Annotated in this window: 26 protein-coding genes and 1 pseudogene; 7 read left to right on the top strand and 20 right to left on the bottom strand. The window is 67.6% G+C overall.

What is annotated here, in order from left to right:
* Positions 1–59: 59 nt before the first annotated feature.
* The 9 genes and pseudogenes from E3U26_RS18710 to E3U26_RS18670 form a co-directional block, all read right to left on the bottom strand.
* Complete coding sequence (locus tag E3U26_RS18710; protein WP_072463914.1) at positions 60–362, bottom strand: TFIIB-type zinc ribbon-containing protein; 303 nt, start codon at positions 360–362, stop codon at positions 60–62.
* 288 nt (positions 363–650) lie between these two features.
* A complete protein-coding gene (locus E3U26_RS18705; RefSeq protein ID WP_499107201.1) occupies positions 651–1,004 on the bottom strand; it encodes a DUF2200 domain-containing protein in 354 nt (117 codons plus the stop codon).
* A 629-nt stretch (positions 1,005–1,633) separates the two neighbouring features.
* Positions 1,634–1,744 (bottom strand): annotated as a pseudogene (locus E3U26_RS18700) (H-NS histone family protein); the annotation flags it as partial.
* Positions 1,745–1,821: 77 nt separating this feature from the next.
* Positions 1,822–2,253: an SAM-dependent methyltransferase gene (locus E3U26_RS18695; protein WP_499107200.1), complete on the bottom strand. Its 432-nt coding sequence runs from the start codon at positions 2,251–2,253 to the stop codon at positions 1,822–1,824.
* A gap of 5 nt (positions 2,254–2,258) precedes the next feature.
* Complete coding sequence (locus tag E3U26_RS18690; RefSeq protein WP_499107199.1) at positions 2,259–2,669, bottom strand: VOC family protein; 411 nt, start codon at positions 2,667–2,669, stop codon at positions 2,259–2,261.
* Between the two features lie 34 nt (positions 2,670–2,703).
* Positions 2,704–3,549, bottom strand: a complete 846-nt coding sequence (aac(3), locus tag E3U26_RS18685) for an AAC(3) family N-acetyltransferase (RefSeq protein ID WP_499107198.1) — start codon at positions 3,547–3,549, stop codon at positions 2,704–2,706.
* 4 nt (positions 3,550–3,553) lie between these two features.
* Entirely contained in the window at positions 3,554–3,961 is a 408-nt protein-coding gene (locus tag E3U26_RS18680; protein ID WP_499104710.1) for a cupin domain-containing protein, read from the bottom strand.
* Between the two features lie 108 nt (positions 3,962–4,069).
* The gene (locus E3U26_RS18675) at positions 4,070–4,714 is read right to left on the bottom strand and encodes a Vgb family protein (protein WP_499104711.1); all 645 of its coding nucleotides are present in this window, start codon (positions 4,712–4,714) and stop codon (positions 4,070–4,072) included.
* 9 nt (positions 4,715–4,723) lie between these two features.
* Positions 4,724–5,947, bottom strand: a complete 1,224-nt coding sequence (locus E3U26_RS18670; RefSeq protein ID WP_499104712.1) for a helix-turn-helix domain-containing protein — start codon at positions 5,945–5,947, stop codon at positions 4,724–4,726.
* Between the two features lie 59 nt (positions 5,948–6,006).
* Here E3U26_RS18670 and E3U26_RS18665 point away from each other — a divergent pair, with 59 nt between their 5' ends.
* The 3 genes from E3U26_RS18665 to E3U26_RS18655 all read left to right on the top strand — a co-directional run bounded on the left by E3U26_RS18665 (position 6,007) and on the right by E3U26_RS18655 (position 8,027).
* Complete coding sequence (locus tag E3U26_RS18665; protein WP_214273065.1) at positions 6,007–6,240, top strand: hypothetical protein; 234 nt, start codon at positions 6,007–6,009, stop codon at positions 6,238–6,240.
* 2 nt (positions 6,241–6,242) lie between these two features.
* Positions 6,243–6,929 (top strand): DUF899 domain-containing protein, encoded by a 687-nt coding sequence (locus E3U26_RS18660; protein ID WP_499104714.1) that lies wholly within the window; start codon positions 6,243–6,245, stop codon positions 6,927–6,929.
* A gap of 309 nt (positions 6,930–7,238) precedes the next feature.
* Positions 7,239–8,027 (top strand): phytanoyl-CoA dioxygenase family protein, encoded by a 789-nt coding sequence (locus E3U26_RS18655; RefSeq protein WP_123130323.1) that lies wholly within the window; start codon positions 7,239–7,241, stop codon positions 8,025–8,027.
* Positions 8,028–8,124: 97 nt separating this feature from the next.
* On the opposite strand, the gene E3U26_RS18650 is transcribed toward E3U26_RS18655, so the two are convergent.
* The 4 genes from E3U26_RS18650 to E3U26_RS18635 all read right to left on the bottom strand — a co-directional run bounded on the left by E3U26_RS18650 (position 8,125) and on the right by E3U26_RS18635 (position 10,498).
* Positions 8,125–9,501, bottom strand: a complete 1,377-nt coding sequence (locus E3U26_RS18650; protein WP_499104715.1) for a DegQ family serine endoprotease — start codon at positions 9,499–9,501, stop codon at positions 8,125–8,127.
* A gap of 98 nt (positions 9,502–9,599) precedes the next feature.
* Entirely contained in the window at positions 9,600–9,965 is a 366-nt protein-coding gene (locus E3U26_RS18645; RefSeq protein ID WP_499107197.1) for an SPW repeat protein, read from the bottom strand.
* Positions 9,966–10,001: 36 nt separating this feature from the next.
* Positions 10,002–10,175, bottom strand: a complete 174-nt coding sequence (locus tag E3U26_RS18640) for a hypothetical protein (RefSeq protein WP_499107196.1) — start codon at positions 10,173–10,175, stop codon at positions 10,002–10,004.
* A 107-nt stretch (positions 10,176–10,282) separates the two neighbouring features.
* Positions 10,283–10,498: a hypothetical protein gene (locus tag E3U26_RS18635; RefSeq protein WP_499107195.1), complete on the bottom strand. Its 216-nt coding sequence runs from the start codon at positions 10,496–10,498 to the stop codon at positions 10,283–10,285.
* A gap of 66 nt (positions 10,499–10,564) precedes the next feature.
* Here E3U26_RS18635 and E3U26_RS18630 point away from each other — a divergent pair, with 66 nt between their 5' ends.
* The 4 genes from E3U26_RS18630 to arsH are packed head-to-tail and all read left to right on the top strand — an operon-like array spanning position 10,565 to position 13,142.
* Positions 10,565–10,924, top strand: coding sequence for an ArsR/SmtB family transcription factor (locus E3U26_RS18630; RefSeq protein WP_036752948.1), 360 nt, complete (start codon positions 10,565–10,567; stop codon positions 10,922–10,924).
* Positions 10,925–10,926: 2 nt separating this feature from the next.
* On the top strand, positions 10,927–11,352 hold the full coding sequence (gene arsC, locus E3U26_RS18625; RefSeq protein ID WP_499107193.1) for a thioredoxin domain-containing protein: 426 nt from the start codon (positions 10,927–10,929) through the stop codon (positions 11,350–11,352).
* Between the two features lie 12 nt (positions 11,353–11,364).
* On the top strand, positions 11,365–12,438 hold the full coding sequence (gene arsB / locus E3U26_RS18620) for an arsenic resistance protein (RefSeq protein ID WP_499107192.1): 1,074 nt from the start codon (positions 11,365–11,367) through the stop codon (positions 12,436–12,438).
* Positions 12,435–13,142 (top strand): NADPH-dependent FMN reductase family protein, encoded by a 708-nt coding sequence (arsH, locus tag E3U26_RS18615; protein WP_499107191.1) that lies wholly within the window; start codon positions 12,435–12,437, stop codon positions 13,140–13,142. Before arsB ends, arsH begins: the two co-directional genes overlap by 4 nt.
* A 575-nt stretch (positions 13,143–13,717) precedes the next feature.
* On the opposite strand, the gene E3U26_RS18610 is transcribed toward arsH, so the two are convergent.
* Genes E3U26_RS18610 through E3U26_RS18580 form a run of 7 tightly spaced genes read right to left on the bottom strand, consistent with a single transcriptional unit; the run spans position 13,718 to position 20,400 of the window.
* The gene (locus tag E3U26_RS18610) at positions 13,718–15,262 is read right to left on the bottom strand and encodes a periplasmic substrate-binding domain-containing protein (RefSeq protein ID WP_499107190.1); all 1,545 of its coding nucleotides are present in this window, start codon (positions 15,260–15,262) and stop codon (positions 13,718–13,720) included.
* A 39-nt stretch (positions 15,263–15,301) separates the two neighbouring features.
* Positions 15,302–16,024 (bottom strand): urease accessory protein UreF, encoded by a 723-nt coding sequence (locus E3U26_RS18605; RefSeq protein WP_499107189.1) that lies wholly within the window; start codon positions 16,022–16,024, stop codon positions 15,302–15,304.
* Entirely contained in the window at positions 16,021–16,548 is a 528-nt protein-coding gene (locus E3U26_RS18600) for an urease accessory protein UreE (RefSeq protein ID WP_499107187.1), read from the bottom strand. Before E3U26_RS18600 ends, E3U26_RS18605 begins: the two co-directional genes overlap by 4 nt.
* 10 nt (positions 16,549–16,558) lie before the next feature.
* Entirely contained in the window at positions 16,559–17,374 is an 816-nt protein-coding gene (locus tag E3U26_RS18595; protein WP_036752936.1) for an urease accessory protein UreD, read from the bottom strand.
* Complete coding sequence (gene ureG, locus E3U26_RS18590) at positions 17,371–17,985, bottom strand: urease accessory protein UreG (protein ID WP_036752934.1); 615 nt, start codon at positions 17,983–17,985, stop codon at positions 17,371–17,373. Before ureG ends, E3U26_RS18595 begins: the two co-directional genes overlap by 4 nt.
* A 13-nt stretch (positions 17,986–17,998) precedes the next feature.
* Complete coding sequence (gene ureC / locus E3U26_RS18585) at positions 17,999–19,714, bottom strand: urease subunit alpha (protein ID WP_062564123.1); 1,716 nt, start codon at positions 19,712–19,714, stop codon at positions 17,999–18,001.
* Positions 19,715–19,716: 2 nt separating this feature from the next.
* A complete protein-coding gene (locus E3U26_RS18580; protein WP_062564122.1) occupies positions 19,717–20,400 on the bottom strand; it encodes an urease subunit beta in 684 nt (227 codons plus the stop codon).
* Between the last annotated feature and the right edge of the window lies 1 nt (position 20,401).

The raw sequence follows: 20,401 nt of genomic DNA, 5'->3' as shown, positions 1-20,401 counted from the left end.
CGGGATATATTCTTTGTGGATGAAACCCGAGGTGCGGACGCGGCCGGGGAAGCCAGGCGTCAGAAATCGAAGAGATCCCCGAGAAAGCTCTCACGCCGTTTGGGCTTCCTGCCATACCCACGGTCATCGTCCGCAGAGGGATGGCGAGAAAGGTCGCGCCGGTCATCTCTTCTGTCGCGATCCTGAAGCGGCCGACGGTCGCGTTCCGAATCCATGGGCGCGGTTGCCTGTGCCGCGCGCTCGATGATCTTGTCGAGTTCCCCGCGATCCAGCCAGACCCCACGGCATTTGGGACAGTAGTCGATTTCTACGCCCCCGCGCTCGGCAATCACCAGCGTCTCGTCGTCTATCGGGCATTTCATTTTGTGTTCCTCGATGGGGCTGTCGGAGAACTTAAGATGTGTTCCGTGGCGCGAGTACACAAGGCCACATTGAACCGTTGCGCGGAGATCGATCACGACAGGCTGCCAGAGGATGATACACGCCACCTGCGACTGCAGCTCGCTACGCCGGCAGCATCCTCATGACCCGGCGACTGGTCAAGCGAACAGACGGAATGCTCAGAGAATGACGCGGACAGATACCGGAAAAGGCCGCCAGCCGGCGGCATGTCGCCGGACAAGATGTTAACAGCCGTGCCAGTGGACGCCTCACCCTTTCCGCAGGATCTTCTCCATCGGCTTTCCCTTCACCAGTTCGTCGATCAGCCTGTCCAGATAGCGGATCTCCCGCATGAGCGGGTCCCCGATCTCCTCCACCCGGACGCCGCAGACCGTGCCCTTGATCAGGAAGCGCGCCGGGTTCATGCGCGGGGCCTCGGCAAAGAAGGTCTCGAAATCCGTTTGGTCGTCCAGCCGGGCCGCCAGTTCCTCCGGGCTATAGCCGGTCAGCCAGAGGATGATCTCATCGACCTCGGCTCTGGTCCGGCCCTTCTTCTCCGCCTTGGCCACGTAATGCGGATAAACGCTGGCGAAGCTGGTGGTGAAGATCCTGTGCCCGGTCATCTCGCCTCCTGACCGAACCGTCCCTGCGCATCGGGCCATATCCAGATGGTATCGTCGGCGAGGATCGCATCCACGACCGCTTCCGCTCTCGGCCTGGCGCTTGGGCTGTCGCCCATCGCCATATGCCGGGTCTCGATGTCGACCAGGAAAGCGACGACATCGTCACGCGGCGTTCCCCGGCGCAGTTGGGATGCCGCCGCGATCAGATAGCTGTCGTATTCGTCCGCGAAGGACAGGTTGGCCTCGTCGTCCCACCTGCCCGGCCGGCTTTCCGGGTCCAGCAAGCCGATGGGATCCCAGAGCGACCAGCCGATATCGCGCGGCTTCGACAGCTTGAGGCCGGATTGCGGTGCGATCTCGATCATGGGTCTGACGGGGGGCAAGGGCTGGAGGATGGGCCAGCTTCGCACAGGCCGGCGATGGGTCGCAACGGGAGACGCAGTTAATCCTTCTGCGTCTTCGGCCTCGGCTGATGCAGCCGGCGCCGCGCGTTCGCACGGAAGGCATTGCGCAGATCCTTGTTGATCAGATCGAGATCGAACCATTCCGGATCGAAATGCCCGCCCGCCCATCGCAGCGTGGAGCGATGGTCCTCGTGCGCCGGATCGCGGATGATCCCGAGGAAATCCGCGTAGCCCCGCGGCCCGGCGATCCTCGAAGGAGGCGATCGCCTTCGCCACGTTCTTTTCCAGCTGCTTCAGTTCGGCCAGCGACAAGGCATGCAGGTCGATATCGGCCATAAGCGTCCCCTGTTGTTATGCCGCTCGTTTAATTCAGCAGGGATTCAACGGCGATTCCCGCGCTCAATCCATAGCCCTTACCTGTCCAGCCTGATCTCCCGAACCGGATGCCCCGTGTCGATGAACAGCCGTCCCGCCGGTTTCAATGCGGCCCGCAATCGTTCAAGGGCGCGTTGCCCGATCTCCGGATGGCGGCCGTCCAATGCCCCGACACGCATCGCAAAGGCGATGTCGAAGCGCTCCTCGCCGGCCAGCAGTTCGAAATCCTCGACCGCCACCTGCCGGAACCGCAGGCGGCCCGAGGCGATCTCGGGTTTCGATCCGGCCACCGCGCTGTCGATCGCCCTGGCCGAGCGGTCGGTGGCCAGGACGAAGCCGTTGCCGATGCGGCGGCAGACCTCGCGGGCCGCCACGCCGGGGCCGCAGCCGATCTCCAGCACCCGATGGCCCGGCACCAGCGGCAGGGCGTCCACGAAACACGCGATGCGGTTCGATATCCGCGGGGCCATGATGCTCAGGTCTTGTCGGTGACCTTCGGCCACCAGGTGCCGAAGCACCACAAATTGCCCTCGGGATCGCGGCAGATGAACTCACGGCTGCCGTAGTCGCGGTCGGTCAGCCCCTCCTCGATCACCGCGCCGGCGGCCTTGGCACGGGCGAACATCGCGTCAGCGTCATCCACGGCGATATAGAGCGACTTGCCGCCCTGCCTCGACGGCTGGCCCACCATCCCGCCATAGGCGTCGTCCCTGTCGTCGCCGCACATGATCATGGACGAGCCGAAGGCCAGTTCGGCATGGGCGACCTTGCCGTCCTCCATGTATTTCGCATGGGTGGTGAAGCCGAAGGCCCTTTCCAGCCAGTCGATCATCGCCGCCGCATCGCGGAAACGGAAGGTCGGGTAGATGCGCGGTGCTTCCATCATGCGTTCCTCCTGTCGGATTGGGCATTGCGCCCGGTCAAATGTCTCGGCCGTCACGACGCATCTGCGGATGCGCCACCGATCCGAACTGCCGCTCGAGCCATCCGACGCCGAAGGCGACGATATCCTGCGCGTCGAACAGATGGCAGCGCACGGCGCCGACCATGCCCTCGCGGTGCCGGCCCGTCTCGACATAGGCGCGGGCGATGGTCTCGACCGCATCCGGCCGGCCCTCGACCGCGAAGCAATCGAGGATGCCGTTCGAGTCGAAATCCGTGGCCGCCTCCCAGACCGTCCGGCCATCCGGGCCCAGCATCGGCATCTCGTAGCTGATGCGGCGCTTGCCGGGGATGTCGGCGACGGCCTCGGCATAATGCAGCACGGTCACGGCATCGAGCGGCGCGCCCAGCAGCAGGGTCTTGCCGCCAAGGCGCACGAAGCGTTCCAGCGGCGAGCCTTCGCCCAGGGCCTGCCCCAGCCTATGCGGTTCGACCAGGGTGCCGGCCAGCGGGCCGACCGCGATCATCGAGGCATCCGGGTGGGCGCTGCGCCGCGCCCCCGGCAGCGCCGCAAGGAACCGGTTCAGCAGGCCGAAGCCGCGATAGGTCCCGGCGGTCGAGGGATCGAAGGCGGGCCAGTCGCGGCGCAGATCCTCGTCCATCCGGGCGCCGTTCAGCGTCTCCTCATAGGGCGAGCGGTCCCAGGACGCATATCCCATCACCGTGCCGCCCGGCCCCACGGCATCCAGCAGCGCCTGGGCGACCCCGGCTGCGCCACCCGCGACCGGGCCGAGAGCCTTCAGCGAGGCGTGGACCATCACCAGATCGCCCGGCCGCAGGCCAAGCCGCCGAAGGTCCGCCGTGATCGAGGACTTGCTGCGCATGAGCCTAGGGATTGTCTCTGAACCAGTCGGCGATGGCGGGCATGTCGCGCTCGAACCCGCCGGGGATAAAGACGTTCAGCAGACCGACGCGCTCGGCGGTGCGGTTCCGGAAGTCATGGATCACGCCGGCCGGGATGCGCAGGAACGTCCCTTGCGGCGCGTCCAGCCAGTCCTCCCCGGCCAGGAAGCTGATGGTGCCGGCGATCACGTAGAAGATCTCGTCATTGCCCTCATGCGAATGCGCGCCCGGGCCGTCGGCGCCGGGCTCCAGCCACCATTCCGAGACGCTGTAGTGCGCAGCCGTCTCGTCCTCGTCGGCCTTGAACACCGCCGTCATCCGGCCAAGGGCGTAGCGCCGTCCCTCGCCGGCCGGCAGATGCAGGACGCCCTTGCCGGTGTGATCGTCGCTCATCGCTGCCTCCCGGTGGCTGGTGGAAAGGACCCCGACAGCATAGCCTGCTGAGGCCCCGCTGTCAGGTCCGCCGCTTGGGCCCGGTCCGCGAAACAATCTCCGAGAGCCTTACGTCGCAGCCGAAGCCGCCTTCCCACGACGGACGACCCTCAGCTTTCCGCTGCCGCCACCGCCGCAGAAGAACCGCTCGCCGCCATCGGATTCCAGTCCCGAGACGCCGGTGCCCGGCGGCATCTCCAGCCGTTCCAGCACCGCGCCGGTTGCGGGGTCAATGCGGCGGATGTCGCTTTCCTCGCCCTGCCAGGTGCCGTGCCAGAGCGCGCCGTCGGCCCAGGTCACGCCGGTGACGAAGCGGTCGGAGTCGATGCTGCGCAGCACCTCGCCGGTTTCGGGATCGACCTCGTGGATGCGGCGCCCGCGATGCTGGCCCACCCAAAGCGAACCCTCGGCCCAGGCCAGCCCGGAATTGCCGCCCTCGGGCGCGGGAATGGTCGCCAGAACCGCGCCGCTCTCCGGGTCGATCTTGCGGATGACCGGCCCGGCGATCTGGAACAGATGCGTGCCGTCGAAAGCCGTGCCGGCATCGGTGGGAATCTCCAGCTTCCCCACCAGCTCGCCGCTGTCGGGGTCCAGCGCATTCAGCCGCTCGCCGCTGGCGAACCAGACCTGCCTTCCGTCGAAACTGACGCCATGCACCTCCTCGATTCCCGGAAAGGGGCCGTATTCGCGAATGATTTCAGCCATGCGTTTCATGGGCCCATCCTAGCGCATCGGCAGCGGCGCCGGGAGTAACAAGCCTGTCGGGAAACCCGGCACGCTCCGCGCGATCCAGCGCCGGGCGCGGCCATGGCCGAACCACTCCACCCTGCCGGCCCGCCGCAGTTCCGCCAGCGCGCGCTGCACGCTGCGCGGGCTGACATCCAGCGCCAGGGCCAGCGCCGAGCTCGACCAGGCCTCGCCATCGGCCAGCAGGGCCAGCAGCCCGGCATGGTCACCCTCGACCGGCGGGGCCAGCACGGCGATCCTGCGCCCGCACGGCTCCAGCACGAAGCCCCGGCCGGTCGCGCTGATCCCGGCCAGCGGGGCGAGTTGCCTGCGCAGCCGCCCGATCTCCACCCGCAGCCTGGCGCGATGCGACTCGTCGGCCTGGCGGGCGCGAAAGGCACGCGCGAGCAGGGTTTCGCGCGGCACGTCGCCGGGCCAGGCCTCGGCCAGGGCGCGCAGCAGCGCCATCAGCACCGGCCGCCCGGCCAGCGGCACCAGCGTCGCGCCGCCGCGCAGCAGGTTGCGGCAGGCATCGACCAGCAGCATGTCCGAACCGATCGCCGCCTCGACCCCGGCCAGGTCCAGCAGCACCTCGCGCCCGCTTTCGATCAGCCGCGCGGCCGGGGCGTCGAAGGCGGCGCGCGCCTGTGCGACCTCGGCCGCCAATGCGGCGATGCCTGTCTGATGCGCGGCACGGGCGGCCCGGTCCAGCGCGGCCCGCGCATCGCCGGCCCGGATGCGCCGCATGGCGATGCCCGCGGCGACCAACCAGCCGCCGGGGCGCGACGCCGGGGGCAGCGCGGCGGCATCCAGCGTCTCAAGCACCGCCTCGGCCTGATCGAGACGCCCGGTCAGCAGCAGCAGCCGGGCCTGCAGGTAGCCGGCATGGGCGGCGTTCGCCCGGTCGTCCTGCGCCGCAAGCGCGCCTCGCGCCGTGCCAAGCGCCTGCTCCAGAGCGCCCAGGTCGCGCGTGACCAGCGCGATTTCCGCCGCGGCCAGCCGGCAGCGGGCGCGGGCCGCAGGATCGGCGCTGAACCCCCGCGCGGCGCGGCGCAGCAGGTCCCGCGCCCGGTCGAGATCGCCCAGCTGCGCCATGGCGATGCCGCGCAGCGCCAGAGCCGGCGGATCGTCGCGCAAGGCGACCCGCTTCAGCGCCGTCAGCGCATCCCCCGCCGCCAGCGCCTGCGCAGCCGCCGCAATCCCGTCATGCTTGTTACTCACGCCCGGATGCCGCCCCGTCCTAGAGTCGTTGCTGCAAAGCATCGGACGGGAGGCCCGGAATGACAACGCCCACGGGAAAGCCCGGCGCGGCAGGCTGGCTGGCCCTTGCGGCAGCGCCCTGCTTCGCCGTCATGGCCTGGATCACGGCGGCCTCGCCCGCGCTCTGCCTGTCCGGGCCCGGTCCGCTGCCGCTGTACGGCATGACCATGATGTATCTGCTGATGAGCCTGTTCCACCTGCCGCCCTGGTTGCGGCTGATGGCAGGCCAAGACCCAACCCGGAAAGGAGACTGACCATGACCCAAGCCATCGTTTCCCGCGAGGAATGGCTGGAGGCCCGCAAGGCGCTGCTGGCCCGCGAACGCGACATGACCCACCAGCTCGACGCCCTGCGCGCCGAGCGGCGGCGGATGCCCTGGGTCCGCATCGACAAGCCCTATCGCTTCATGGGGCCCGACGGCGAGGTGACGCTGGGCGACCTGTTCGGGACCCGCAGCCAGCTTGCCATCTATCACTTCATGCTGACGCCGGGTTCGGATCATCTCTGCTCGGGCTGTTCCTTCGTCGTCGACCATGTCGATGCCGCCCGGCAGCATTTTGAGCAGGCCGACCTGGCCTTCGCCGCCGTCTCGCGCGCGCCGGTCCCGCAGATCGAGGAGGTCCGGCGGCGGATGGGCTGGCGCTTTCCCTGGCTGTCCTCGGGAGACGGCGATTTCAACCACGACTTCGGCGTTTCCTTCACCGAGGAGGATCGCGCCGCCGGCCGGGCGATCTACAATTACGGCACGGTGATCAGGAACAGCCCGGACATGTTCGGGGTCAGCATCTTCGTGCGGCAGGACGACGCCATCTTCCACAGCTATTCCACCTATCACCGCGGCGTGGAACTGCTGATGGGCGCGTTCAACTGGCTGGACCTCACCCCCAAGGGCCGCAACGAGAACGGCGCCATGAGCTGGCTCAGGCTGCATGACGAATACTGAGCCGGGCGCAGAGGATCAGGGCGGGCGCTGAGCATCCGGCGCTTAGGACGATGTCAGGGCATCTGTCCGGACGAGGGGCCGGGCGCGGCTGGCCGGGCAAGAATGCCCCTCGATAACCGCGAGCAGGGAAAACAGGTCGCAAGCGGCCAGGGAACATGGCTTGCAGCCCCCGGCTGCCCGCCTTAAATTCCGACCATGATGTTCATGTCTACATTCTTCCCGCTGATCTGACCGGCCCTGCCGCCGGCGCTTTCGCACCATCAGATCGACACGGCGCCCGCGATTGGGGCGCCAAGCGGAGAATGCATGATGACCAATCCCGAACCCACCGGCCTGACCGAGTGTCAGGTCCAGAGCTTCATCGAGGACGGCTTCGTCAGGATCGACGGCGCCTTCCCCACCGACCTCGCCCGGCAATGCCGGGACGAGTTATGGGCAGCTGCGGGCCTCTCGCCCGACCGGCCCGAGGGCTGGACGCGACCCGTCATCCGGATCGCAGCGATGTCCACGCCCGCCTTCGTCCAGGCCGCCAACACCCCGCTGCTGCACCGGGCCTATGACCAGCTTGCCGGGCCGGGGCGCTGGCTTGCGCCGCAGGGCCTCGGCAGCTTCCCGATCCGCTTCCCCTCGCCCATCGCCCCCGGCGACGATGGCTGGCATGTGGACATGAGCTTCGGCGACAGCCCGGATTTCATGGAGTGGCGGGTCAATGTCAAAAGCAGTGGCCGCGCGTTGCTGATGCTGTTCCTGTTCTCGGATGTCGGGCCCGGCGATGCACCGACCCGGATCAGGCAGGGCTCGCATATGGCCATTGCCCGCGAGTTGCTGCCCCATGGGGCGGCAGGCGCGACGCTACGGCAATTGTCGGCGAACGGCTATGCCTCGACCGAGACCTGCCCCGAGGTGCTGGCGACCGGCGCGGCGGGCACGGTCTATCTGTGCCATCCGTTCCTGGTCCATGCCGCACAGCCGCACCGGGGGACAAGACCCCGCTTCATGGCCCAGCCGCCCTTGCTGCCCAAGGGCGAGTTCGACCCGGCCTTGCCGCCCTCGCCCGTCCAGATCGCCATCCGCAGGGCCTGCGGGCTGGCATTCTGAAACCGGCAGGGTCCGGGGCTGCGTCAGATGAGCGACGCCCAGGCATCGGTGACAACACCCTGCGTCTTCCTGGCCCTCTCCATGCCGCCGCCGTCGTTCACCTTGCGACGATGAAAAGACGGCTGCCGTCGCGGATCAGTTCCAGCGCCGCGACGGCTCGGCGGCCGGCAAGCATGCCACGCAAATCCGCGACCGAGGAAACCGGCGTCCGGTTGACGGCGACGATCATGTCGCCGCGGCGCAGGCCGATCCAGGCCGCAAGGCTGTCCGGCTCGACGCTGTCGACCATGATCCCGGCACTGCCCGCCCGGCGCGCCTCCTCCGCCGAGGCGTTGCGCAGCCGGGCGCCATCCAGCGGCGTGCCGGCGAAATCACCGGAGGAGGTCGCATCGGCGGTGATGGTCAGGGCGACCTCCCGCGCATCCCCGTCGCGCCTGACCGTCAGGCGGATGGTGCTGCCGACGGGCGTCAGGCCCAGCCGGTTGCGCAGATGCGTGGCGCCCTGCACCGGGGCGCCGTCGACAGCGGTCACCACGTCCCCCGCCTTCAGCCCCGCCTTCTCGGCGGGCGAGCCGGGCTCGACATTCGCGATCACCGCGCCGTGGATGCCGCCCAGCTCCAGCGCCTCGGCCAGGTCGGGCGTCAGGTCGTGCATGCCGATGCCCAGCCTGCCGCGCCGCACCTCGCCGTGCTCGATCAGCTGCCGCATCACGGCGACGGCCATGTTGCTGGGCACCGCGAAGCCGATGCCGATATTGCCCCCTGCCGGGGTCAGGATGGCGGTGTTGATGCCGACCAGCCGGCCGTCCAGCGTCACCAGCGCGCCGCCCGAATTGCCCGGATTGATCGAGGCGTCGGTCTGGATGAAATCCTCATAGCCCTCGCGGCTGATGCCGCTGCGCCCCAGCGCGCTGACGATGCCCGAGGTCACCGTCTGGCCCAGGCCGAAGGGGTTGCCGATGGCGGCGACGAAGTCGCCGACCTGAAGGCGGTCGGAATCGCCGATCTCCAGCGCGACCAGATCCTCGGCCTCGATCCGCAGCAGGGCGATTTCCGTGGCCTGGTCGGCGCCGACGAGCTCGGCCCGGAACTGGCGCCCGTCCTTCAGGGTGACGCTGATCGCGCTGGCCTCGGCGACGACGTGATGGTTGGTCAGCACATAGCCGTTTTCGGCATCGACGATCACGCCGGAGCCGGCGCTCATCTGCCGCCGCATCGGCGGGTCGGGAAGATCGAAGAAACGGCGGAAATAGGGATCGTTGTAAAGCGGGTTCGATACCGCCGGCGTTTCCGAGACCACCGCGATATTGACCACCGCCGGGGTCACGCGCGACAGCATCGGGGCGATGGTGGGAATACCGCCCCCAGCCTCGGGCATGGGCTGCCCGACAGCCGCTTGGGGCGGCGCGACCAGCGCCAGGATCGTGCACAGCGTGATGACGGCCGCGCGCAGTCGGGGGATTTTCATCGACATCGGCAATCTCCGTTTGATCGGTGGTGATTTCCTTTCTCGCCCGAGACCAGACGGAGAACAAGAAAACGGCCCGGCGGGTTGCCGGGCCGTTCGGGAGGTCACGCTGTCGAATAGGGCCGGTCGTCGCCCGACCACAGGCTGACGCCCGCCAGGATCGCGACGACCAGACCGGCGATCACATGCACCCACATCGCCGCCGCGAGGGTCGCGAAGCCCAGAACCCAGGGCGCGATCACCGCCCAGAGGCCAAGGGCGACATTGGCCCATTCCTCAAGCCTGTGGAACGCGAAGAGCGCGGCCAGCGCGATCAGCGTCATCGCGGCCCCGATGAGCCAGGCGTTCCCCGCCGCGGCGGTCTCGGCCGCGAAGCCGAGATACCAGGGCGACAGCAGAAGACCGAGACCGGCAACGACATTGGCGATGTCGAATGCCGTCCGGCGATCGAGAGACAGGGATTTCAGCATCGTTCACTCCTCCTTGTCGGTTGCTTGGTGATCCCGTCAATGGACCTTCCCTTGCGGGGGAAGGCTGGATGCGGCGGCGGGCCCGAGCGGCGGCAGGGCTGCCCGGCCTGCTTCGGGCGGGATCGCTGCGATCTCATCCCGCGTCAGCAGCCCCGCCGCCATCTCGTGCAGCGCCAGTTCTGCAGGGCTGGCGCCCGGCATGTCGAGCATCGCCCCGGCGCCCTGAAGCAGCGCCCTGCTGCGGCCAGCGTCAGGGCGAACCTGTCCGGCAGCACCTTCTGGCAATCAAGCACGACGACCGGGTCCATGGCCGCACCTCATGCCGCCTTCCGCGCGCCGGAAGCGGCCCGCCCCGCCGCCTTGCGCTCCAGCGCCAGCAGCGCCTGCCGGGCCTCGGCCAGATACGAGGGCCGGCCGTTCTCGGGCATGCCCTCGTTGGTCGCCTGGTCGATCAGGTATTCGGTCCAGGCCCGGTTCGTCAGGATCCGGCGCCTGACCCCCGCGGATTCCCCGAGCAGCCGTTGTCGAGACACACCTGCTGGCTTGACAGCATCAGGTCTCACCTTCATTGTATCAACATATCTTGAGAGGTTGATTCGATGGAGGAGCAACGCGCCCTTGCCGGCTTCGCGGCGCTGTCGCAGGAAACCCGGCTGCGCATCGTCCGGCTGCTGGTCAAGGCCGGGCCTGAGGGCATGGCGGCCGGGGCCATCGGCGAGGCCCTGGGGGACGCGACCACTTCGCGGCTATCCTTCCACCTGACCCACCTCGAACATGCCGGGCTGATCCGGTCCCGGCGCGAGGGGCGTTTCATCATCTACAGCGTTGTCTTCCCGACACTGGCGGGGCTGATCGAATTCCTGATGCGCGATTGCTGCGACGGCCACCCGGACATCTGCGCGCCGGTCGCGGCCGCGCTGGATTGTGCCTGTGACCCCACTTTGACCCGAGAGACCTGAGCATGGATGTCGTCATTTACCACAACCCCGAGTGCGGCACCTCGCGCAACGTCCTGGCCATGATCCGCAATGCCGGGATCGAGCCGCATGTGGTGGAATACCTCAAGACGCCGCCCTCGCGCCCGATGCTGGAGCGGCTGATCGCCCGCATGGGCATCGCGCCGCGCGAGTTGCTGCGGGAAAAGGGCACGCCCTATGCCGAGCTGGGCTTGGACGACCCGGCACTGCCCGACGCGGCGCTGATCGAGGCGATGATGGTGCATCCGGTGCTGATCAACCGGCCCATCGTGGTCAGCCCCAAGGGGGTGCGGCTCTGCCGGCCCTCGGAGCAGGTGCTGGACCTGCTGCCGCCGCAGCGCGCCGCCTTCAGCAAGGAGGACGGCGCGCCGGTAGTGGATGCCCAGGGCAACCGCATCCGCTCGGCCTGAAAGGAACAGGTGATGACCCTCGACAGCCCGGCCCGCCGGCTCTCCTTTCTCGACCGCTACCTGACCGTGTGGATCTTCGCGGCCATGGCGTTCGGCATCCTGCTGGGCACCGTGTTCACCGGCCTGCCGGATGCGCTGAACGCCATGGCGGTCGGCTCGACCAACATCCCCATCGCCATCGGGCTCATCCTGATGATGTATCCGCCGCTGGCCAAGGTGCGTTACGAGGAACTGCCCCAGGTCTTTGCCGACAGGCGCGTGCTGGTGCTGTCGCTGGTGCAGAACTGGCTGATCGGGCCGGTGCTGATGTTCGCCTTAGCGGTGATCTTCCTGCGCGACAGCCCCGAATACATGACCGGGCTGATCCTGATCGGCCTGGCGCGCTGCATCGCCATGGTGCTGGTCTGGAACCAGCTGGCGCGCGGCGACGGGCAATATGTCGCCGGGCTGGTGGCCTTCAACGCGATCTTCCAGATCCTGTTCTTCTCGACCTACGCCTGGCTGTTCCTGACCGTGCTGCCACCCCTGTTCGGGCTGCAGGGCAGCGTGATCGAGGTGGGCTTCCGCACCGTGACCGAGGCGGTGGTGATCTACCTGGGCATCCCCTTCGCCGCCGGCTTCCTGACCCGGCGTGTGCTGATCCGGCGCAGGGGCGAGAAGTGGTATCAAAACGTCTTCCTGCCGAAGATCAGCCCGATCACGCTGGCCGCGCTGCTGTTCACCATCGTCGCGATGTTCAGCCTGAAAGGTGGCGATGTCGTGCGCCTACCGCTCGACACCGTCAGGATCGCCGTGCCGCTGGTGCTGTATTTCGCCATCCAGTTCCTGGTCAGCTTTGCCATGGGCCGGCTGATCGCCAGGGATTATCCGCGCAGCACCGCCATCGCCTTCACCGCCGCCGGCAATAACTTCGAGCTGGCCATTGCCGTCGCCATCGCCGCCTACGGCCTCGCCTCGCCCGTGGCCTTCGCCACCGTGATCGGCCCGCTGGTCGAGGTGCCGGTGCTGATCCTTCTGGTCAACGCCGCCCTGTGGCTGGGCCGCCGTTGGTTTCCCGAAGCAACCCCGCAAGAGGCCCGCGCATGATCCCCGACCTGCCGAACCTGTCGCCCGACTGCCTGCGCGCGCCCGCGATCCCAGCCATCCCCCGCGCGACGCATCCGCCGCGCATCCTGCTGCTCTACGGCTCGTTGCGCGAACGCTCCTGCAGCCGCTTCGCCACGCTGGAGGCCGAGCGCCTGCTGCGGCATTTCGGCTGCGAGACGCGGGTGTTCCACGCCAACGGCCTGCCGCTGCCCGAGGATGCCGAACCGTCGCATCCCAAGGTGCAGGAGCTGCGCGACCTGTGCCTGTGGTCCGAGGGCCAGGTCTGGACCAGCCCGGAACGCCACGGCGCGATGACCGGGGTGATGAAGGCGCAGATCGACTGGATTCCGCTGTCGATGGGAGCGATCCGTCCGACGCAGGGCCGCACGCTGGCGGTGATGCAGGTCTCGGGCGGCTCGCAAAGCTTCAACGCGGTGAACCAGATGCGCGTGCTGGGCCGCTGGATGCGGATGCTGACGATCCCGAACCAGTCCTCGGTCGCCAGGGCATGGCAGGAATTCGACGAGGCCGGGCGCATGCACCCGTCGAGCTATTACGACCGCATCGTCGACGTGATGGAGGAACTGGTGAAGTTCACCCTGCTGACCCGCGACCTCTCGGCCTTCCTGACCGACCGCTACAGCGAGCGCAAGGAAGCGGCCGCAAAGCTGGAAGCGCGGGTGAACCTGAAGGCCGCGACGTGAGGCTGAGGATGCGCGATATCGGCTGGGGGCTGATCGCGAGATGCAACCGGATCGTGCCGTGAAGAGCTGCTGATCAGGTCTGAACCGGGTATGGAAGGCTCAAGGCCCGACCTGCTGCATTAGCAGGCTGGTGAAAAAGTCCTTGCGACAGGACAGCGCGGGCGGGGAACCGGGAAATCCGCCTCAAATTTGCCGAAAACGCCCCATTTTCGGGCCGATATTAGCTGGATCCAGAACGATTTCCGCTGCGTCGCCCTCTCAAAATCCTTTTTCAGCAGCCTGTTAAATAATCAATCTTGCTGCCGAGCAGTTGATGGGTAAGGAGGCGGGCGCCAAGACCGCTGCCGACTACGATGAGAAGCCCACTGAGCGGCAACAACTCTCATGACTCGGACTGGCAGACTTGGGCCTGCAGCTAGGGTTGTACATCCCCCGCCTACATCCCGAATACTGTTTCCCTCGTCCCTCGAACCGCCGTCTCGTCCATCCGATATGGCGGATGTATCTTTTGTCGTCCATGCGGTTCCGTGCAATAATTACCTACGACAGTTTGTCGGGTTTGGACAAATCAGCTGCTAATCGAGATCGACTCCACGCAGATCGTGCCAGCATTGGTTTATGGAAACCAATCCCTTCACCCGGGCCGAAAGCGCGACCATGCCCCGCCGCGTGTTCAGAAGCGGCAAAACCGGCAGTTCTTCCATAACCCGCCGGCCGGCTTCCCGATAAAGCCGCAGGCGTTCGGCCCCCGCGAGCGTTCCTGCTGCGCGATCAAGCAATTCATCGAGAAGCGGATCGGACGCATAACCCGCATTGAATCCGACAGGCGAGGCGTTGCGGCTGTGCAATACCTGCCGCAGCCAAAGATCGCTGGACATCGCCCAGCTCATCTCGCTGAAAGAGATGCCGGATGCCGCGCCCTGCCGCCACTCGTTGCAATAGCCGACCCAGTCGGGACGAAGCGTAACCTTCAGCCGGATGCCGACCGCGGCGAGGTTCTGTTCCATCTGCCGGTAGATCGCGCCGGGATCGAGCTGGGCCGAGCCTGCGCGCGCGCCCAGGGCATGAAGCGTCAGCCCTTCTGCCGCGCCCGCCTCGGCAAGCAGAGCGCGGGCACGATCCGGATCGTAGGGATACAGATCCCCGGCCTGCGGATCATGGGACGGCGAGCCGGGAGGCAGCATGCCGAATGCCGGAACCGTGGCCCCCGGAAACAGTTTTGCGCACAAGGCTTCACGGTCAATCGCATGGGCAATCGCGCGGCGGACCCTGATGTCGGCCATCTGCGGGTCGCGCAGATTGAAGACCAGATACCAGATGTATGGCGGATGGTATTCCGGAATGGTGAAGCCCTGCGCAGCCAGTTCTTCGAGATCGGCGCCTTCGAGGCTATAGGCCATATCCACCCGCCCCTCGGCCAGAGCCCGCAGCCGGTCGCCCAGATCGGGAAAGGGCAGAAAGCGTATCCCCGAGAGCCGTGGCCGACCGCCCCAGTAATCGTCGTTCCGCACCAGCTCGACCCCCGAACCATGGGGCGTGTCAAAGCGCCGATGAAAGCGGAACGCGCCGGTTCCGGGCGCGCGGTCGGCGCATCCGTCAGGACCGAAACGCTTCAGCGCCAGCGGGCTGACCAGCGACTGCGCGCCAGGCGCATCCTCTTGCGTCATGTAGCGCAGGAATTCCGGCGACGGCTCTCTGGGCGTGATTTCGACCGTCAGGGAATCGACTGCCCGGACCTTCGCGATCAGCTCTGCCGCCGCGCGGTTCAGATCGGCCGCTTCATGCGAAAACATGGGCGATTCCGGATCGCAGAACCGGGCGTAGTTCAGAACCACGGCTTCGGCATCGAGCAGCGCGCCATCGTGAAAGCGGATGCCGGGGCGCAGATGGAACAGGAACCGGCGGGCGTCGTCCGAGACGTCGCAGCTTTGGGCCAGGCGCGGGACGATTGCGGTCGGCTGGCCCGGACTTGCCGGAGCAGCGTCGAAATCGTCCTCCATCAGGCTTTCATGGGTCTGCTGGACCACGCGACCGGTATTCCAGCCGCCAAAGGACCGGGGCGGGTCGATCCCGTCCACCTCCCAGTCCAGCGCCACGCGCAGAACATCTCTCTCATCCATTCCCATCACTCCGTGCCGGCCCTTGCTTCGTTGCGGTATTCATGTGGCGAACAAGCGGCCGTGGTCCCGCGCATGGCGCATGGCGGCCGTCTCGATCACGGCGGCCGCGCTGCATTCCATCTCGTCCAGCGCGGTCGCCAGGGCGATCCGGCTGGCCGCCAGGATCTCGGGCGCGAAACCGGCGAGCACCGCCTGCGACGCCGCCGCAGGCACGATGTCCAGGCGCACCGCCGCCGACATGATCATCGTGGCGATGCCACGCAGTTCCATCAGAACCGCAGCCGGGCGGGAAACGCCGCAGGCCGCCGAGGTTGCCGCCGAGATCACCGCCAGATGGCCGGGACTGCGGCCCGTGGCGATGGCACCCGCATAATCCGCCAGCACCGCGTCGCGCGACAACGAGGGTGCGAGCACCGCCAGCCTGCGACCGCATCGGCGAGAGGCCGCCTGTGCTGCATCGGTCAGCTTCAGGCAATCGAGCCGGGCGTCGATGGCCAACAACCGGGCCTCGTCCCCGGATGTCAGGGCCTGGTGCGCAAGGGATGCCGCCGCCCCGTCGCAGCGGGCGCCCCCCTGCATCAGTGCCGAGACAACGATCTGCCGGAGGCGCCTTTCGTCGGGCACCCGGCCGTCGCGCAGCAGGCGCTCCAGTCCCAGGGCATGGGCGTGCCGCCCGATGGGCAGGGCGGTGTCCGACAGCTGCATCAGGGCCAGCAGCGCCGGGCCATCCGCCAGCGCGCCAGACGTCGTGTCATGGGTCATTCTGCGTGATGGTGGTGGTGATGATGACGCGGACGGTCCGCCGGATGATCGTGCCCGGCCCCCGCGCAGACAGGCGGGGCATCCGCCGCAAAGGGTATGCGCGCGAAACGGATATGCGCGGGGTCGATATTGTGCGCCAGCAGCGGGCGTGCGGTCAGTTCGGGGGTCTCGGTCACGGGAACGATGACTTCGCGGCCCCGCAACTCACAGGGGGCGTGGCGATTTCCAAGGGCATGCCCGACCCGGAACGCCGCCAGAATATCGGTTTCGGACACGGTGACGATCATCACCTCTTCCGGCAGGCGGGCCACGGTCAGGATACGGGTTCCGTCATCGTCCAGAACCGCGCCATCCGACAGCCAGCCTGGCTTTTGCAGGTCGATGCCGACATCGGCGCCCGCTTCGCTGGTCCTGCGAAGCCGGCGCCGGCCCGCATCGGCGGCGGCGATCCATATCCTGTCCCGCCGCCGGTGGCGAAAACGCGTTTCATCGGCATGACCCAGGATTTCACGAACGATCAGCATGATCTTTCCTTCATTTTCTAAGGACAGGCGCCGGACGGTTCCTCATCCGGCGCCTTGCCGCATCCCAGGCCCGGTGGCTGGCCGCGCGCAATGCTGGAGCATCCGCGGCAAGAAAGCGCGCGACGACGCCGTAGCCCGATGCCAGCGGGGCCGCGCCGCCGAAGGCCCCCTGCGTGCCGTCAAGCGAAGCGGCGATGTCGGCGGCCAGAGCCACGGAATCCACCTGCGCGCTCAGGGCAAAAAGCGTTCCGACATAGCCCTCTTCGCCCAAGGCGCCTGCCAGGGCGGGATCGGCCTCTGCGGGGCAGAAGCGCGCACCGTCGATCAGGATGTCGCGGCCCTCGCACGTCACGACCAGCCGCAGCAGGACAAGGGCATAGTCGTGCCGCTCGCCCCGCGCCACACGGCCCGGCGCCATGCTGTCCAGAAGGATCGCACTCGCATCCCTTTCCATCGCCAACCGGGTAATCTGGTGATGGCAGGCCCCTGCATGGGGGATGACCATGTCCGGCACGGATTCCAGAAAACCGTTCCGCGCCACGGAAATACGGGTCGTCTGCACCGAGAGGACGTCCCCCTGCAACCGCGTCGCGGCGGGTGTCGAGAGGCAGAGTTCCGCCCCCTCATCCAGCCGGATATCGACCGACAGCCTGTCGCCGCCGAAGACCGATCCCGCGGCATTCTGGACATAGATCAGCGCCGTGTCCTCTTCAGCAAGGGGCAGGACCGCCGTCGTCGTCAGGGGATAGCATTGCCGCCGGCGGGCAAGCCGGGTCCGGCCCCCGCCATCCCGGACCAGATGCAGCGACAGATGCCCCTCGTTCATTCGGCGATCCTGTGGAACAGCGCGGATCGGGCGATCTCGTCGAAAACCGGGCGCACGCCCCGATCCCGGCGCAGATCGGTGAAGAGCGAGGGGCGACCCGGCCGCGCGGCGGCAACGTCCTGCCGGATCCGGTCCAGATCGGCATCGACATGCGGGGCCAGGTCGATCTTGTTCACGATCAGCAGGTCGGCACGCAGGACACCCAGGCCCCGCTTGCGCGGAATGTCGTCGCCAGCCGAGACGTCGATGACGAACGCCCACCAATCCACCAACTCGCTGGAAAAGGTCGCGGCCAGGTTGTCTCCACCGCTTTCGATCAGGATCAGGTCGGGGGAAAAGCGGCTTTCCAGATATTCCGCCGCCTCGATGTTCACCGAAGGATCCTCGCGGATCGCCGTGTGCGGGCAGGCCCCGCTTTCGACGCCCAGCACCCGGTCGGGGTCGATCAGGCCGGAACGGCGGACCCGTTCGGCATCCTCGGCAGTCACCAGATCGTTCGTGATCACGGCGACCGATACGCCCTCGTCCTGGCAGATCGGCAGCAAGCGTTCGACCAACCGGGTCTTGCCGCATCCGACCGGGCCGCCGATTCCGATCCTCACCGCCGCCATGTCATCCTCCGTCTCATTTCAGCATGTATCCTTGGCCCAGCGAAACACGTTCTGCCGGGGGGCTGTCCGCCACCTCGCCGTTGATGCGGACCTGGAAGCTTTCGGGATCGACGGCGATGTCGGGCAGCGCGTCGTTCAGCACCATGTCGCGCTTGCGCAGCGCCCGCGTGTCCGAGACGGCTGAAAGCCTTGCGCGCAGGTCCAGCCGCTCGGCAAGGCCGTTCCCGACCGCCGCCGGCGCAACGAAGCGCAGGCCAAGGCTTTGCGGAGCGCGCCCGAAACAGCCCCACATCGGGCGATAGCGGACCGGCTCGCATGCCATCAACGAGGCGTTGGCCTCGCCCAGCGGCGCCCAAACCGGGAAGCCCGCCTTCAAGACCAGCTCCGGCTTGACCCCGAAGCTGTCCGGGCGCCAGAAAACCAGGTCGGCCAGCATGCCGACCGCGATCGAGCCGACCTCGTGGCCGATGCCGAACATCAGCGCCGGATTGACCGTGTATTTCGCCACATAGCGGCGGATACGGAAGTTGTCGGCGCCGGTGCCGCGATCCTCGTCCAGGCTGCCGCGCAGGTCGCGCATATGTTCCGCCAGTTGCCAGGTGCGCGCGATGGTCTCGCCGATCCGGCCCATGCCCTGGCTGTCCGAGCCGATGGCGCTGATCGCGCCTAGATCGTGCAGGACGTCCTCGGCCCCTATCGTCTCGCGCCGGATGCGGCTTTCGGCGAAGGCCACATCCTCGGGCAGGCGGGGATTGAGGTGATGGCTGGTCATTGCCATGTCGAAGTGTTCGTCGAACGTATTGATCGTGAACGGGTTCGTCGGGTTGGTCGAGGAAGGCAGGACATTGTCGCGCCCGCAGATGCGGATGATGTCGGGCGCATGACCGCCGCCCGCACCCTCGACATGATAGGCGTGGATGCCGCGGTCGCCGATAGCGCGGATCGTGTGTTCCACGAAACCCGATTCGTTCAACGTGTCGCTGTGCAGCTGGATCTGGCCGCCCCCGATCCCGGCCGCCTTCAGCGCCGCGTCGATCACCGCCGGACTTGCACCCCAGTCCTCATGGATCTTCAGCCCCGCCGCCCCGGCGGCAAGCTGTTCCAGCAGCGGCTCGACCCGATGCGAGGCGGCCTTGGCGATGAAGCCGAAATTCATCGGGAACGCCTCGGCCGCCTGCAGCATCAGCCCAAGGTTGGTGGTCCCGGTCGAGGCGATGGGCACCGTCGTCGGGCCCAACCCACCGCCCATCATTGTGGTGACGCCCGCGCAAAGCGCCTCGTCCACCTGGCCGGGGTCGATGAAATGCACATGGCAGTCGATGCCGCCCGCGGTGACGATCAACCCCTCGGCCGCGCGAACGTCCGTGTTCACGCCCACGGTCAGGCCCGGCGTCACGCCGTCCATGATGTTGGGATCGCCGGCCTTGCCGATCCCGATGATGCGACCCTTGCGGATGCCGATATCCGCCTTGAAGATCCCGGTCACGGCGTCGATGACCAGGGCATTCGTCACGATCAGGTCGGGCATGCCCTCGGCAGCGGTCAGCGCCCCGTCGCAGCCGGTTCCGGCGCGCAGGGTCTTGCCGGCGCCGAACACCAGCTCATCGCCACCCACGCACAGATCCCGTTCGACCTTCGCCCACAGGCCCGTGTCGCCCAGCCGCACGCAATCGCCGGTCGTCGGTCCGTAGAGTTGCAGATAGCGGCTTCTTTCGATGCTGCAAGCCACGCTCAGCCCTCCAGAAACGCGGCGAGACGCGCCATGGCGGCGCTGCGGATGCCGGGATCGTCCAGCGGACCATCGACCAACCCCGCAAGCCCATGCACGATGCGCGCGCCGCCGATGGCCACCAGATCCACGTCGCGGCTGTCGCCGGGCTCGAAGCGCAGCGTCGTCGCCGAGGGGATGTCCAGCCGAAAGCCATAGGCCGCCTGCCGGTCGAAATGCAGCGCGGGATTGACTTCGAAAAAGTGATAATGCGACCCGATCTGGATCGGCCGGTCGGCGGTGCTGACCACGCGCAGCCGCAGGGTGGCGCGGCCGCTATTGACCTCTACCGGCTCGGTCCCCGTTCGCCAGCGCGGCGGCAGGGCATCCGAGGACCGCTTGCCCGGCGCGATGGGGTCATGCACGCAGACAAGCTTCTGGCCGTCGGGAAACAGGGCCTCGACCATGACGACCTGGACCATCTCGGCCACGCCGGGCATCACGTCGTCCTCGGTCAGGGCCGAGGAGCCGAGCGCAACCATATCCGCGACCGTGCCCCCCGCACGCGCGCCTTCGCAGATCGTATCCGCGATCAGGGCGCGCGCCTCGGGTTCGGTCAGGGACAGGCCGTTCGCTCGGCGCAGGCGGGCAAGCTGGGCCGCCTGGAACAAAAGCAGCCGGTCGGTCTCACGCGGGGTCAGGCGCATG

This window comes from Paracoccus ferrooxidans, assembly GCF_029909815.1.
Classification (GTDB): Bacteria; Pseudomonadota; Alphaproteobacteria; order Rhodobacterales; family Rhodobacteraceae; genus Paracoccus; species Paracoccus versutus.
The sequence above is the reverse complement of the archived record's forward strand: the minus strand, read 5'-3'. Positions and strand labels throughout refer to the sequence as shown.